This window comes from Pseudomonas rubra (genome assembly GCF_028656935.1).
GTDB lineage: Bacteria > Pseudomonadota > Gammaproteobacteria > Pseudomonadales > Pseudomonadaceae > Aquipseudomonas > Aquipseudomonas rubra.
The window spans coordinates 23148-36933 of the sequence record NZ_JAMDGZ010000021.1 but is presented as its reverse complement, the minus strand read 5'-3'; the positions used below and the strand labels follow the sequence as shown (position 1 = coordinate 36933).

General features: G+C 61.5%; 9 protein-coding genes. 4 read left to right on the top strand and 5 right to left on the bottom strand.

The genetic code is table 11. From position 1 onward, the window contains the following. Positions 1–11: 11 nt before the first annotated feature. Positions 12–2588, bottom strand: coding sequence for a membrane-targeted effector domain-containing toxin (locus M5G17_RS11170; RefSeq protein WP_273892966.1), 2577 nt, complete (start codon positions 2586–2588; stop codon positions 12–14). Between the two features lie 151 nt (positions 2589–2739). On the opposite strand from M5G17_RS11170, the gene M5G17_RS11165 reads away from it, so the two are divergent. Then, on the top strand, positions 2740–5652 hold the full coding sequence (locus M5G17_RS11165) for a membrane-targeted effector domain-containing toxin (RefSeq protein WP_273892965.1): 2913 nt from the start codon (positions 2740–2742) through the stop codon (positions 5650–5652). 54 nt (positions 5653–5706) lie between these two features. Here the strand turns inward: M5G17_RS11165 and guaA are convergent, their stop codons facing one another. The 4 genes from guaA to M5G17_RS11145 all read right to left on the bottom strand — a co-directional run bounded on the left by guaA (position 5707) and on the right by M5G17_RS11145 (position 10265). After that, positions 5707–7284, bottom strand: coding sequence for a glutamine-hydrolyzing GMP synthase (gene guaA / locus M5G17_RS11160; protein WP_273892964.1), 1578 nt, complete (start codon positions 7282–7284; stop codon positions 5707–5709). Between the two features lie 79 nt (positions 7285–7363). Continuing rightward, positions 7364–8833, bottom strand: a complete 1470-nt coding sequence (gene guaB / locus M5G17_RS11155) for an IMP dehydrogenase (protein WP_130263340.1) — start codon at positions 8831–8833, stop codon at positions 7364–7366. Between the two features lie 85 nt (positions 8834–8918). After that, positions 8919–9476 carry a sugar ABC transporter ATPase gene (locus M5G17_RS11150; protein WP_273892963.1) on the bottom strand — a complete coding sequence of 186 codons (558 nt, stop codon included), beginning with the start codon at positions 9474–9476 and terminating at the stop codon, positions 8919–8921. 18 nt (positions 9477–9494) lie between these two features. Continuing rightward, positions 9495–10265: a sulfite exporter TauE/SafE family protein gene (locus M5G17_RS11145; RefSeq protein WP_273893041.1), complete on the bottom strand. Its 771-nt coding sequence runs from the start codon at positions 10263–10265 to the stop codon at positions 9495–9497. Between the two features lie 114 nt (positions 10266–10379). On the opposite strand from M5G17_RS11145, the gene M5G17_RS11140 reads away from it, so the two are divergent. The 3 genes from M5G17_RS11140 (at position 10380) to M5G17_RS11130 (ending at position 13599) form a co-directional block, all read left to right on the top strand. Continuing rightward, positions 10380–11261 (top strand): LysR family transcriptional regulator, encoded by an 882-nt coding sequence (locus tag M5G17_RS11140; protein WP_273892962.1) that lies wholly within the window; start codon positions 10380–10382, stop codon positions 11259–11261. Positions 11262–11391: 130 nt separating this feature from the next. Next, positions 11392–12771, top strand: coding sequence for an exodeoxyribonuclease VII large subunit (xseA, locus tag M5G17_RS11135; RefSeq protein ID WP_273892961.1), 1380 nt, complete (start codon positions 11392–11394; stop codon positions 12769–12771). A 3-nt stretch (positions 12772–12774) separates the two neighbouring features. Next, a complete protein-coding gene (locus M5G17_RS11130; RefSeq protein WP_273892960.1) occupies positions 12775–13599 on the top strand; it encodes a M23 family metallopeptidase in 825 nt (274 codons plus the stop codon). Positions 13600–13786 lie beyond the last annotated feature (187 nt).

Genomic DNA, 13786 nt, shown 5'->3' with positions numbered 1-13786 from the left:
GAGTTGTCGCATCAAGGCTGCAGGACGCCTGGCGGCGCAAGGGACGGGTCAAGAAACTCGAAAGGACGCTCGCGAACCTTGAGCGCCAGGCGCCAGTCTGCCTTGACAACACCCTGGGGCCGCCCCATGGAAGGTATATACCACTCGCCGGGATCTAACGTCATTTCAGTGTGCTGGCCTTGGCCTGCATCGACGATACGCACACTGACAACGTCCTCCAACTGCGCCAGGCCCGGGACGCCCTTGTAGGTACTGGCATGAGAGTCTCCAACAAAAGCCACCCACTTGCCTGCTCCGGGCTGAAAACGGGTGGCCTGGATGATTCGACTGGCATAGTAGCTGAACACTTTCTGGCGCAAGACCTCCTGTAGATCCAGCCCGTCCAGCCGGTAACTGGCGGCACAATCGAGCGCGATGATACGAATGCCGCGCCTAGTCGCCTCCCAGACTACGTTGTAGAAGGTGTCCACTGCTGTTGAATCCGTGAAATGGCCTTCGTCGAGCTCGCGCAGGTAGTCGCGCAACCTGGCACTCATCTTGCCATCCCGCAAAAGCACCTCCAGATCGGTCTGATGCAGATCGGTCAACAGGTGCTCCATGTACAAGGTATCGACACCACCAAGGGCCAGCGCCTTCATATGCTTGATCAAAAAGCGCTTGCTACCGATCGCCTGGTGGGACTCACCAATCACCACGCCCTGGGCATCATCGTACAAGCGCTGGAACGACAATAGAGCCGACAATTGTGGATCAGGCGCTGGCACAGTGGAGCGTGACAATCTTGGCAGCGAATCGATGTACTGTTCGGCCTCTAGCGTCAGACGGGCGCGCAAGAGGAGAAAGTCGTCCAGAACCGGATTGAGTACAGACTCTGGGTCATAGAAATCTCCTGCCAACATCCTGCGATTGCTCTGCTTGAGCAGGTCACTCACCGCGCTGCGCTGTTGTGCGGGCACATGGTAGCGGCCCAACACGAGATCGCCAGCGCTCTCGCCGCCAGGCAGAATATGCCGTGAACCCAGACTCCCCAGGCATTGCCCGCCACCACGCAAGCAGGCACTTTCGATCAGTTCCCAGCGCAATTGTGCATTCAACCGCACCGGGAAGTTGCCATGAAAGGCAAAGGGATTGCCCGGGTCGATCACCAGCCAGGTCTTGAGTGAGGCGTCGTAGCGCACGCGATAAAGTCCCCCCTGCAAACGAATGTACTGCCCCTGCTCACCGGTCAGTATCCCTTGCGCCGACGGGATGGCCGGCTCGGTCGGCGGCACCGCGAGCGGCGCCTTGAACACTGCCAATTCCTCATCCGCCGGGATGGCGCCCGGCAGCAGCAGGGTAAGATTCAGCACCAGTTCCACACCCGAGACAATGGCACCCACCAGGGCAGCCTGGCGTTCTTGCGGGTCCCGCGCATTGACCGCCTGGTCGATATTCAGGCCCAGTTTCGCCACGCCAGCCAGAATCACCGCCACCGCAACCGGCCACGACAGCATGGCAACAGGTGTAGCCAGTTGCAGCCCTGCCCCCAGGTAACCGATCCACAGTTGCTTGCGCAAATCGGCATTGCTGCGCAACTGCAGGTCCGCCTCAGCGGCCATCCGCGCTTGCGTCTGCCTGACCAGCCAATCACAGAGGTCGGCGGAAACTGCCCGGCGCTCTACCGAATCAGCCAGCTGTTCATCGGTACCTTGGGCGATCCGCTTGAAGCGGGCAATGCGCTGCGCAAGCGCGACCGACGAAACCACCTCTCCATAGCTGGCCAGTTGCTTGCGGGCGGCCTTGTCAGTCACCTGGCTGCGCAACCAACCATAGATACCCTCAGGCCCCTGGAACGTCTCGAAAACCTGTGCGCCACCGGGGACATAGAGGATCTGTCGACCGGACGGATGGGAAAACCAAAGGATGTTCACCAGGTCATGCCCGGCAAACCGCAGGCAACTGACCGACAGTTCACCTTGAGCCGGTCGCAACCCTGCGACGTCTTGCAAGCGCAGCGCCATGGGCCGCTCAACCCCCAACGCCTGAATCACCCAGTGCAACTGCAAGCGCGTGAGCTGCCCGGACTCGCACGCCAACGTGCCGGCGGCCAGGATGTTCAGCCGCACCACGGTTCTCAAGTCATCGCCCGAGGTTTTCCAGAAGGCTTGCAAGGCTTTGCGGTAAACCGAGGAAAAATCCACCTGCCACAACGCCTGCAGCAACGACGAGGGCGACAGGCGCACTTCATTGCGCTGATCGTAGCGCTGCGCCTGCGGCCCTTGCTGATAGAAGCCGCCCCAATTGTGCAGGACATCGGCATTGTCCTGGTCCGCCACCCGAAAGCGGCGGATCACCAGTTCGGTGAGGGTCATCGATTCCTCTGGCGCACCTACATGCTCCCAGCCGGTAAAGCTGGTCGAACTGGACTGGGCATTGTCAAACCGGTGCCAGTAGATCTTGTCCGGATCGCCTTCGACTTTCATCGAGGCCAGGATCCGCCGCGCGGCCTGCCAGGCCATCAGGTGCAGATCCGGAAGTTGCCTCATCACCTGGGAGGTGAACTGGCTGAGGGGCGCTTGCAGGGTGTTGCTGTCCGAAGTGGTATTCATTGCGGGTACTCCACAGTCATCGAGCGCTGACTGTGCTAGCCCCTTGCCTAGCCTTGGCGGTACATACATCAACGCCTGGATACAACTATGTAGCGCCATCGACCACTGACCGTCACCCAAGCTGGTTCCCTTCAGCCAAGAGAACCGCCCCATGACCGAAAATCACGCACTACCCGTAATCAATGACTTGCAACTGACCCTGCACAAACTGGCCTCGAGCGTCGTTGAGCGATGCCCGGACATGTGGGAGATGGCCCGCCTGGCTGCGGTGCAGATCTTGCACACCTATGGCCAGGGCGCCCACGCCCCGGACCAGGTGTACTGGCATCGGTTCGACAACGGCCAGAGCAACCCACGCAGCTTCACCGGTTGGGAGCACGTTGGCCCTCCGCTGGAATCGGTCAGCCTCACGCAACTGGTCATGCGCAGGTTCACCCCCCATGACCAGGACAACGCCGACCTGCTGGTCGACTGGGGCGGTTTCTACACCGCCGACGCGCGCACCCATCTGTTCAACGAAAGCAATGAAGTGCCGCTGCTGCCCCAGGACGTGCTGCACGACTTCTGGAAACTCGACTTCGCCACGCAATTCAACACACGCCTGAATGAGTTCTGGACACAAGACAAGGATGCCTACCGGGCGCTGACAAAAATCAACTTCCTTGCCAGAGCGTTTGAAGACCTGGACAACGGCACTCTGCATCCCCGGCACTTCACATCGGTAATGAAAGCCGCAGCGGGCAGCTTCAGCACCCCGGCCTCACTGGCGAAAATCCATCAACGGGATCAGGCCCCCGCGGGCTTGAGCATCAGGGCACTGGACATCGGCGGCTACCAGGCTACCGATATCCTGCGCATCGTCGATGAACACGGGCGTCAGATCATCTATATGCCTGATGAGGATGGCTCGTTTCATGTGTTCGAATCAGTGGCCGACCTGCACTGGTGGCTGCTGGTGCAAACCAACGACCCCGGCAAGCTGCCGATCTTCATGTCGCACTTTGCGCTGTCGGCCTATGCCGCCGATGGTACCGATGTCGGCTTGCACGATGTGCTGATCACCTTGTTCATGTCCCATGCCCGGGGCGATCACAGCTGCATCAACCAGAACGACCTGGCGATTGCCGGCGATCCTTTCGACTGGCTGAGCGATCAGGCCCGTGAGCGCATGCACAAGGAGGCGAAAACCGCCTTGCACAGCAATTCTCAACTGCGCAAAAAGCTCTGGATCGGCTACCTCAGCACCACGGCCAACCTCACCGGTGCCTTGGGCATGCTGTGCTGGCCTGTGGCACTGGCCGCCGTGGGCGCAGACCTGGCCAGCCTGGGCTTGAACATCGACCAGGCAGTCAACGGGCGCAACACTGCAGAGCGCAAGGCCGGTGTAATGGGCGCCATCTTCAGCAGTATCGATGCCCTGCTCAACACCCTGGTAGTCGTCGGCGCCGCAGGCGAGCTCAAGGCCCTGGGCGAAGACTCACGGCTAGCCGAGGCCAAAGCCGTGCCGCCTCTGCCCCTGGAACCGCTGCCGCTGCCCAAGCACCTGGCGGTCGAACTGGAACACAATCCGCTCAATGACTTTGTCGCCAACGTGCTGTTGAGCGACGAGGAGCTGGCCAACAAAGGCACCCTTGCTGGCGTATACAACCCCGGAGATGGCCATTTCTACATTCAACTCGACGAATTGCCCTACCAGGTCCGTTACATTGGCGAACTGAAAACCTGGGTCGTCGTCGACCCCGGCGAACCCTTCTCATTCTTTCGCCACTATCCGGTCGAACTGCAAGCCGACGGCAGTTGGGCCCTGCGCGAAAGGCCCGGATTGCGAGGCGGTACCGGCAGGCTCTTCGGTCGCAGGCCCTGGGGCAGTGCTCGCACCGCCGCAGCACCCCAGCCTGCTGCTGCAAGCCCTTACGATATTCCTGAGCAATACCGGGCAAAACTTGCGGAGACTGCAGCCAGATCACAGTACTACCGAGAGGGATTTATCAAAGTAAACGACGAGGAATTTAACCAGGCGACAATCAAGTTCGAACAGTTGCGCAAAGATCTTCTGGACGATGCCGGGACCTTTTTTGATCTGTATAAACAAGCCCCTCGTCCGACTATCCCCACGCTGGAGGCCAATACCCCAGCCAAGGGCATCATCAAGTCGATCTATGCCCAGACCGATGGCTTGGTCATCGGCGAAACCCATGACTCGATCGCCAGCAAGCAATTTCTGATCGACAACATGACTACCCTGAGCAAGCAGAAAGTCAAAACCCTTTACTTCGAGCACCTGATGACAGACATGCATGCCAGCGGGCTGGAGGCGTTCAATCGTACCGGCGTGATGGATGAAACCCTGCTGCGGTATGTGCAAAATCTGGACGCTGGGCACGGCACCGATGCTCTCGGCAACTTTACCTTTGAAGCCGTGCTCAAAAGTGCCAATGAGCATCACATCCAGGTCCGCGCGATCGATTGCCTGAGCAGCTATGTGCAAAACGATCTGCCTCGTCCGGTGGCCAATGCGCGACAGAAGATGATGAACTTCTACGCCAGCAAAACCATCACCGCCGACCAGCAACTCAATGGTCCCCATCGCTGGGTGGCCCTGGTCGGCAACAGTCACAGCAATACGTTCGAAGGCGTGCCAGGGGTCAGTGAAATGAACCACGCCATCGGCCTGCGCATTGCCGATGTGCCCCTGGGTACTGCCACCAGTATTGGTGAAGACGCGGGCGACTCTTTCAAGACCAGCGGTATTGGCAATGCTACCGCCTTCGTCAAGGGCGACCTGCTGCTGAGCATCGCCACAAAACCTGCGGTGATTGCTGCCGATATCTCATCGCGCTTGCCACAGGCCGGCATGTTTCTGGTTGATGCAACTGCTGACCCACACCTGCTGGTGCACCGCAGCAGGTCAGGCGAACTGATACGCACGCCCATTGAACACGCATTTGCTGGCGTAAAGGTTACACGCAATGGCTGGCCAAGCATTAGCGGCCGCTGGTATCGCAACGAAGAAAAACTACTGGAGGCCATCAGGGTGGTACTGGGCATGCGTCAGGTCAGGTGAACTGCAGCCAGCAAAAAGGGCGCCGAAGCGCCCTTTTTGTTGTTCAACTAACTGTCATTCCCACTCGATGGTCGCCGGTGGCTTGCTCGACACGTCGTAAGTCACGCGGGAAATGCCTTCGATCTCGTTGATGATCCGGCCGCTGACGGTTTCCAGCAGCTCGTAAGGCAGGTGCGCCCAACGGGCGGTCATGAAGTCGATGGTTTCCACCGCACGCAGGGCCACGACCCAGGCGTAACGACGGCCGTCACCGACCACGCCCACCGATTTCACCGGCTGGAACACCACGAAGGCCTGGCTGACCTTGTGGTACCAGTCGGCCTTGCGCAGTTCTTCGATGAAGATGTGGTCGGCGCGACGCAGCAGGTCGGCGTATTCCTTCTTCACTTCACCGAGGATCCGCACGCCCAGCCCCGGGCCCGGGAACGGGTGGCGGTAGACCATGTCGTACGGCAGGCCCAGCTCCAGGCCAAGGCGACGAACCTCGTCCTTGAACAGCTCGCGCAGCGGCTCGACCAGCTTGAGGTTCATCTCTTCTGGCAGGCCACCAACGTTGTGGTGCGACTTGATCACGTGGGCCTTGCCGCTCTTGGCGCCCGCCGACTCGATCACGTCCGGGTAGATGGTGCCCTGGGCCAGGTACTTGATGTTGTGCAGCTTGGTCGACTCGGCATCGAACACGTCGATGAAGGTACGGCCGATGATCTTGCGCTTCTTCTCAGGGTCAGCTTCACCGGCCAGGTTGCCGAGGAACTGATCTTCGGCGTTGGCGCGGATCACCTTGACGCCCATATTCTCGGCGAACATGGCCATCACTTGCTCGCCTTCGTGCAGGCGCAGCAGGCCGTTGTCGACGAACACGCAGGTCAGCTGGTCGCCGATGGCCTTGTGCAGCAGGGCTGCAACCACCGAGGAGTCAACGCCGCCGGACAGGCCGAGCAGGACGTTGTCAGTGCCAACCTGGGCGCGGATCTGGGCGATGGCGTCTTCAGCGATGTGCGACGGGGTCCACAGTGCTTCGCAGCCGCAGATGTCGAGGATGAAGCGCGAAAGGATACGACCGCCCTGCTTGGTGTGGGTCACTTCCGGGTGGAACTGCACGCCGTAGTAGCCACGAGTATCGTCGGCCATGCCGGCGATCGGGCAGCTCGGGGTGCTGGCCAGGATGTGGAACTCTTGCGGGATGCGGGTGACCTTGTCACCGTGGCTCATCCATACGTCCAGGCCAAACACGCCATCGGCGTCGACGTGGTCTTCGATGCCGTCGAGCAGGCGGCTCTTGCCGACCACGTCAACGCGGGCATAACCGAACTCACGCAGCTCGGAGCCTTCCACCTTGCCGCCCAGCTGTTCGGCCATGGTCTGCATACCGTAGCAGATACCGAATACCGGTACGCCCAGGTCCCAGACGGCCTGTGGCGCGCGCGGGCTGTTGGCTTCGTGCACCGACTCGGGACCGCCGGCGAGGATGATGCCGCGCGGGGCGAATTCGCGAATCGCGTCATCGTCCATGTCGAACGGGTGCAGTTCGCAGTACACGCCGATTTCGCGCACGCGGCGGGCAATCAGCTGGGTGTACTGGGAACCGAAGTCGAGGATCAGGATGCGGTGAGCGTGAATGTCGAGGGCCATGACTCAATCTCGTCAGTGGAAATCGGAAACGACGCGGGGCTGTCGATAACAGCCCCGCTAGCAAGTGTTGCCTGAAGCATCAACCTACGCGGTAGTTTGGCGCTTCTTTAGTGATCTGTACGTCATGCACGTGGGACTCGGCCATGCCAGCACCGGTGATACGCACGAACTCAGGCTTGGTACGCATCTCTTCGATGTTGGCGCTACCGGTGTAACCCATCGAGGAACGCAGGCCACCCATCAGCTGGTGAATGATCGCGGTCAGGGTGCCCTTGTACGGCACACGGCCTTCGATACCTTCAGGTACCAGCTTCTCGGCACCGGCCGAAGAGTCCTGGAAGTAACGGTCGGAGGAGCCCTGGGCCTGGGACATGGCGCCCAGCGAGCCCATGCCGCGGTAAGCCTTGTAGGAGCGACCCTGGAACAGCTCGATCTCGCCCGGAGCCTCTTCGGTACCGGCGAACATCGAACCCATCATCACGGCCGAAGCACCGGCCACGATGGCCTTGGACAGGTCACCGGAGAAGCGGATGCCACCGTCGGCGATCAGCGGGATGCCCGTGCCTTCAAGGGCGGCGGCGACGTTGGCGATGGCGCTGATCTGCGGCACACCGACACCGGCGACGATACGGGTGGTGCAGATCGAGCCTGGGCCGATACCGACCTTGACCGCGTCGGCGCCGGCTTCGGCCAGGGCCTTGGCGGCAGCGCCGGTGGCGATGTTGCCACCGATGACCTGAACCTGCGGGAAGTTCTCCTTGACCCAGCGAACGCGATCGATCACGCCCTTGGAGTGACCGTGAGCGGTGTCGACCACCACCACGTCAACGCCCGCGGCAACCAGTGCGGCAACTCGGTCAGCGGTGTCCTTGCCGGTGCCGACTGCCGCGCCGACGCGCAGGCGACCCTGGTCGTCCTTGCTCGCCAGCGGGTAGGCCTTGGCTTTTTCGATGTCGTTGACGGTCATCATGCCCTTGAGGGCAAAGTTGTCGTCGACGATCAGCACGCGCTCGATACGGTGCTTGTGCAGCAGCTCGCGGGCTTCGTTCTTGTCGGCGCCTTCCTTGACAGTGACCAGGCCTGCTTTAGGCGTCATCACTTCACGGACGGTGGCATCCAGACGGTTTTCGAAGCGCACGTCGCGAGAGGTGACGATGCCGACCAGGTCGCCATCGTGCAGCACCGGAACGCCGGAGATGTTGTTCAGACGGGTCAGTTCGAACAGGTCACGGACCGTGGCGTCAGCCTCGATGGTGATCGGGTCCTTGACCACGCCAGCCTCGAACTTCTTGACCTTGCGCACTTCGGCAGCCTGCTGCTCGATGGTCATGTTCTTGTGGATGATGCCGATGCCGCCTTCCTGGGCCATGGCAATGGCCAGGCGGGCTTCGGTCACGGTATCCATGGCGGCAGAGACCAACGGAATATTCAGCTCGATGCCACGGGTCAAACGGGTCTTGAGACTGACTTCATTAGGCAGCACCTCGGAATAACCAGGCACTAGGAGAATGTCGTCGAAGGTCAGGGCTTCTTGGCTGATACGCAGCATCGCAGGGGCTCCCGGGCGGGAAAAATGGAAGCGCGCCATTATACTCATCCATTGCCCTTCGCTCAATGCAAAGATGGGCCTTCGGTCAGTTACCTGCGCGGTTGACCTGCACCACGGCCACCGGCTGGTCGAGCCAATCGGCGAAGTTATCCAGAAAAGCCTGCTTGAACCCCGCCGCACTCCAGTTATTGAAGATGAAACCCAGGTTGGAAAATGCGCAGGGCTGAAGGAACAGAAAGCCGTTGATGTCGTCTTCATGAGCGCACAGCGGGCAGACGAAGTTTTCCGTGCGCCCGGGCATCCAGTCTTCCAGGCTTTCGAACAGCGCCACACCAACTTCCTTGCGGCATTCGGCGCAGCCGGCCTCTTCGAGAAAACCCTCGGTCGGGGTATAGATGCAGCGCTTGGTAATGACCTCAAGGCCATTGACCGGCTGACCGTATGGCAGCAGCTCGGGGTGCTTGACCACCTTGCGCGCACCTTCGGCGATGGCATAGGCCATGCGGCTGCCGGTGCTGCCACAGGTGCTCAGTTGCTCCTCGATGACTTTCTCGCGCACCAGCCAGCGCAGGATTGCCCGGGCGCGGGCCTCATGTACGGGAACGGTGGAAATCTTCGGGACAATAATGCTCTGGGTCGTCATGACAGCGGCCAAACAAGTTCAAAGCTGCCAGTTTACCTCACTCAGGTAGCGGCCGATCAGGACAATACCACTGGCCAGTACCAGCCAGGTGACCAGGCGCACGAAGGTTTCGCGCGACATGTTCAGGGTCAGGCGCCGGCCCAGGTACACCCCGGCCAGCATCATCGGCGCCAGGCACAGCGCTAGCAACAACAACGGCAGGTCGGCATAGACGCCAGCGATCAGGAACAGACTCAGGCGCACCACGGTACTGCAACTGATCAGCGCGCTCTGGGTGGCCCGCGCCTGCTCCTTGGAGGGCAGACGGGCATTAAGGTAGATGGCATAGAGAAAGCCGCCGCTGCCGAACAAGGCACCGAACAGGCCACCCACAGTCCCCATCGGCACCGACCAGGCGGGCGACAGCTGCGCCGGCTTGACCTTCACCGCCAGGCTATACAAGGCATAGGCGCTGATAAACAGCCCCATCAACAGCAGCAACAGGTCGGACTTGAGGTTGAGCAAAAACACCACACCCAGAGTACAACCCAGCACCATGCACGGCAGCAGGCGCATCAGTTCCGGGCGCGCCACGGCCTTGCGCGCCGGCAGCCAGTTGCCGAAGGCGGCGACGAAATCCAGCAGTACCAGCAACGGGATGATCCGTGACAGCGGCATGAAGTTGATCAATACCGGCCCGGCCACCAGCGCCGTACCAAAGCCGGCAATGCCGAAGACGATATAGGCAGCGCCAATGCCCAGCAGGATCGGCAGCCAGTCGAGGGAGGTAAAGGGTAATTGGGCAAACAGGGTCGAGAGCATGGCGGTCTTCACCAGTGGGGGTGTGGAAACTTTAGCCAGTTGCAAGACATGCCGACTAATATGCAATTACCTTACAAGCCATCTTGAAACGGCATAGCATCGATGATCTCTACCCGCCAGTTGCGTTACTTCGTCGAAATCGCCGAAAGCGGCAGCTTCAGCGCCGCCGCCGAGCGCCTGTTCATCGCCCAGTCGGCCCTGAGCCGACAGGTCAAGGATCTGGAGTCGCAACTCGACACCCTGCTGTTCGAACGTACGGCACGCCAGCCGCGACTTACCGCAGCGGGCCAGGCCTTTTTGCCAAGGGCTCGCACCTTGCTGGTAGACCTGGAAAAAGCACAACGCCTGGCTCGGGAAGTTGGCCAAGGTGTACGCGGCAGCTTGCGTCTGAATCATTCCAGTACGGTGCCGCTGACCGGGCAGTTGCTGGTGCGGCTCAGCGGCTATCTGAATGACAACCCCGGCGTGTCCATGGAAATCGCCCAGCAGTCCTCCGAGGCACAACTTGAGGAACTGGCCGAAGGACGCCTTGAACTCGGCCTGCTGCGCCTGCCCGTGTTGCGCCAGCATGAAGGCCTGTGCGTGCAGCCGCTATTCGAAGAGCCGCTGATGCTGGCGGTCGCCGAGCAGCATCCACTGGCGCGAGAAAGCCGCGTGTGCCTGGCGCAACTGCGCGAAGAAGCCTTTATATCCATCCCCCATCGCCAGCGTGGCGGCCTGAGTTACCTGTCTGCCGAGCTGTGCATGGCGCAAGGGTTCTTTCCCCGGGCAGCAAGGGTGGTGTCGCGCAAGACCACCCAGTTGCAGCTGATCCAGGCGGGGTTTGGTGTGGCCCTGCTGCCACAGTGCATGCAGGAGATCGCCCCGCCTTCACTGCGCTTCATCGCCCTGGCGGACGCGGGTTGCAGCAGTACCGTGGCGCTGGCCTATCGGCGCGATGCAGGAGCGCTGGTTGAGCAGTTTGTGAGTCATATTCAAGGCTAAGGGCCCAATCGCTGGCAAGCCAGCTCCCACAGGTAATGTATGCACTAATACTGTGGGAGCTGGCTTGCCAGCGATGAAGACTCCGCCGAGCCACTGCCACCCTGCCACCACAATCCTTTATGATGCGTCCATGATCAAAGACCCCTTCGAAAGACTCGGCCTGGACCGCGAAGTCCTCACCGTCAGCCAACTCAACGGCCGCGCCCGGGTGCTGCTTGAAGACGTGTTCCGCAATGTCTGGGTCGAAGGCGAGATCTCCAACCTCGCCCGCCCGGCCTCCGGCCATGTCTACTTCACCCTCAAGGACAGCGGCGCCCAGGTACGCTGCGCACTGTTCCGCCAGAACGCCGCGCGGGTTCGCCAGGCGCTGCGCGATGGCCTGGCGGTCAAGGTGCGCGGCAAGGTCTCGCTGTTCGAAGGCCGTGGCGACTATCAGCTGATTCTCGACACGGTCGAGCCGGCCGGTGATGGCGCCCTGCGCCTGGCCTTCGAAGCGCTGAAGGAAAAACTCGCCGCCGAAGGCCTGTTCAGCGCCGAAACCAAGCGCCCCCTGCCCGCGCATCCGCAGCGCATTGGCATCGTCAGCTCGCCCACCGGCGCAGTGATCCGCGACATCATCAGTGTGTTCCGCCGCCGTGCGCCACAGGTCGAACTGACCCTGATCCCCACCGCCGTGCAGGGCCGCGAAGCGATCGCGCAGATCGTCCGCGCCCTGCAACTGGCCGACAGCCGCGGCTTCGACGCACTGATCCTGGCCCGCGGTGGCGGCTCGCTGGAAGACCTCTGGTGCTTCAACGAAGAAGCCGTGGCGCGCGCCATCGCCGCCTGCAAGACGCCGATCGTCAGCGCCGTCGGCCATGAAACTGATGTCTCGATCAGTGATTTCGTCGCCGACGTGCGCGCCCCGACGCCATCTGCCGCCGCCGAACTGCTGGCTCCGGACAGCAGCGACCTACAACGGCGCATCGACAGCCTCAAGCGCCGCCTGCTGCTACGCATCCAGAGCCGCCTGACCCACGATCGCCTGCGCCTGGACAGCCTGACCCGGCGCCTGCGCCACCCCGGCGAACGCCTGCGCCAGCAAGCCCAGCGCCTGGACGACCTGGACATGCGCCTGCGCCGCGCCTTTGAACAGCGCCTCAATCAGCGCCGCGAACGCCTCGCACGCCTGGACACGCGCCTGGCCGCGCAGCACCCCGGGCGCACCCTGGCCCTGCTCAAGCAGCGCCTGGACAGCCTCGCCGAACGCCTGCCGCGGGCCATGCGCGAGACCCTCAAGGATCGCCGCCAACGCCTGCAGGCGCAGGTGCAGACCCTGCACGTGGTCAGCCCCCTGGCAACCCTGGGGCGTGGCTACAGCATCCTCCTCGATGAGCGCGGCCAGGCCATCCGCACGGCCGCCCAGACCCACAACGGCCAGCGCCTGACCGCCCGCCTGGGCGAGGGTGAACTGCAAGTGCGGGTCGAAGACAACCACCTGACGCCGGTCACGCTCTCTTTACTGGACTGAATCATGCCTCGTTTATTCGCCCCCCTGTTGCTGTTGTGCCTGGTGTTCGCCAGCAGCGCCCAGGCCAGCTACATCACCCGCCAACTGAACAAGCCGGTACCCGGCGGCGTTGCCGTCGTCGACCTGGGCCCGGCCGCCACGGCGCCCAGCGCGCGCTTCGACGGCAAGCCGGTGCTGGTGGTCAAGGAACAGGACACCTGGCTGGCCATCGTCGGCTTGCCGCTGACGCAAAAGCCCGGCACCGCGCAGCTCACCCAGGGCAGCCGAAACCTGAACTTCAGCGTCGCCAGCAAGAAGTACCCCGAGCAGCGCATCACCTTGAAAAACAAGCGCCAGGTCAACCCGGACCCGGCCGACCTCAAGCGCATCGACGCCGAGCTTGCCGAGCAGATCAAGGCCTACCGCAGCTTCAGCCCTACCCTGCCGAGCAACCTGATCCTCGACAAACCGGTCAACGGCCCGTTGTCGAGCAAGTTCGGCGTGCGCCGTTTCTTCAACGGCGAAGAGCGCAACCCCCATGCTGGCCTGGATTTCGCCGTACCCGCCGGCACACCAATCAAGACCCCGGCCAATGGCAAGGTGATCCTGATCGGCAATTACTTCTTCAACGGCAATACCGTGTTTGTCGATCACGGCCAGGGCTTTATCAGCATGTTCTGCCATATGTCGAAAATCGACGTCAAAGCCGGCCAGCAACTGAGCCGCGGCGCCGTGGTGGGCCGCGTCGGCGCCACCGGACGCGCCACCGGTCCGCACATGCACTGGAACGTCAGCCTCAATGATGCCCGGGTGGATCCGGCAATCTTCATCGGCGCCTTCCAGCCCTGACACCGCGCTTGCGCCATTCAAAAAGACCGCGCAACTGGCGCGGTCTTTTCATTCATAAAAAGCTATAAAATCTCGATAAACAACTTTTTTTAAGCATTCCTCTCAATCTTTTCCCAAGGCTTGCCATCTTTAACCCCACTGGTTAGGGTTTAAGCCATGAAAACCTTTCAGACCCTCATCCTGCTTC

Coding starts and splice junctions, on each gene's coding strand:
- M5G17_RS11150 (WP_273892963.1), bottom strand. CDS start 9,476: ATGACGACCCAGAGCATTATTGTCCCGAAGATTTCCACCGTTCCCGTA.
- guaA (WP_273892964.1), bottom strand. CDS start 7,284: ATGGCCCTCGACATTCACGCTCACCGCATCCTGATCCTCGACTTCGGT.
- xseA (WP_273892961.1), top strand. CDS start 11,392: ATGATCAAAGACCCCTTCGAAAGACTCGGCCTGGACCGCGAAGTCCTC.
- M5G17_RS11140 (WP_273892962.1), top strand. CDS start 10,380: ATGATCTCTACCCGCCAGTTGCGTTACTTCGTCGAAATCGCCGAAAGC.
- M5G17_RS11170 (WP_273892966.1), bottom strand. CDS start 2,588: ATGAATACCACTTCGGACAGCAACACCCTGCAAGCGCCCCTCAGCCAG.
- guaB (WP_130263340.1), bottom strand. CDS start 8,833: ATGCTGCGTATCAGCCAAGAAGCCCTGACCTTCGACGACATTCTCCTA.
- M5G17_RS11130 (WP_273892960.1), top strand. CDS start 12,775: ATGCCTCGTTTATTCGCCCCCCTGTTGCTGTTGTGCCTGGTGTTCGCC.
- M5G17_RS11165 (WP_273892965.1), top strand. CDS start 2,740: ATGACCGAAAATCACGCACTACCCGTAATCAATGACTTGCAACTGACC.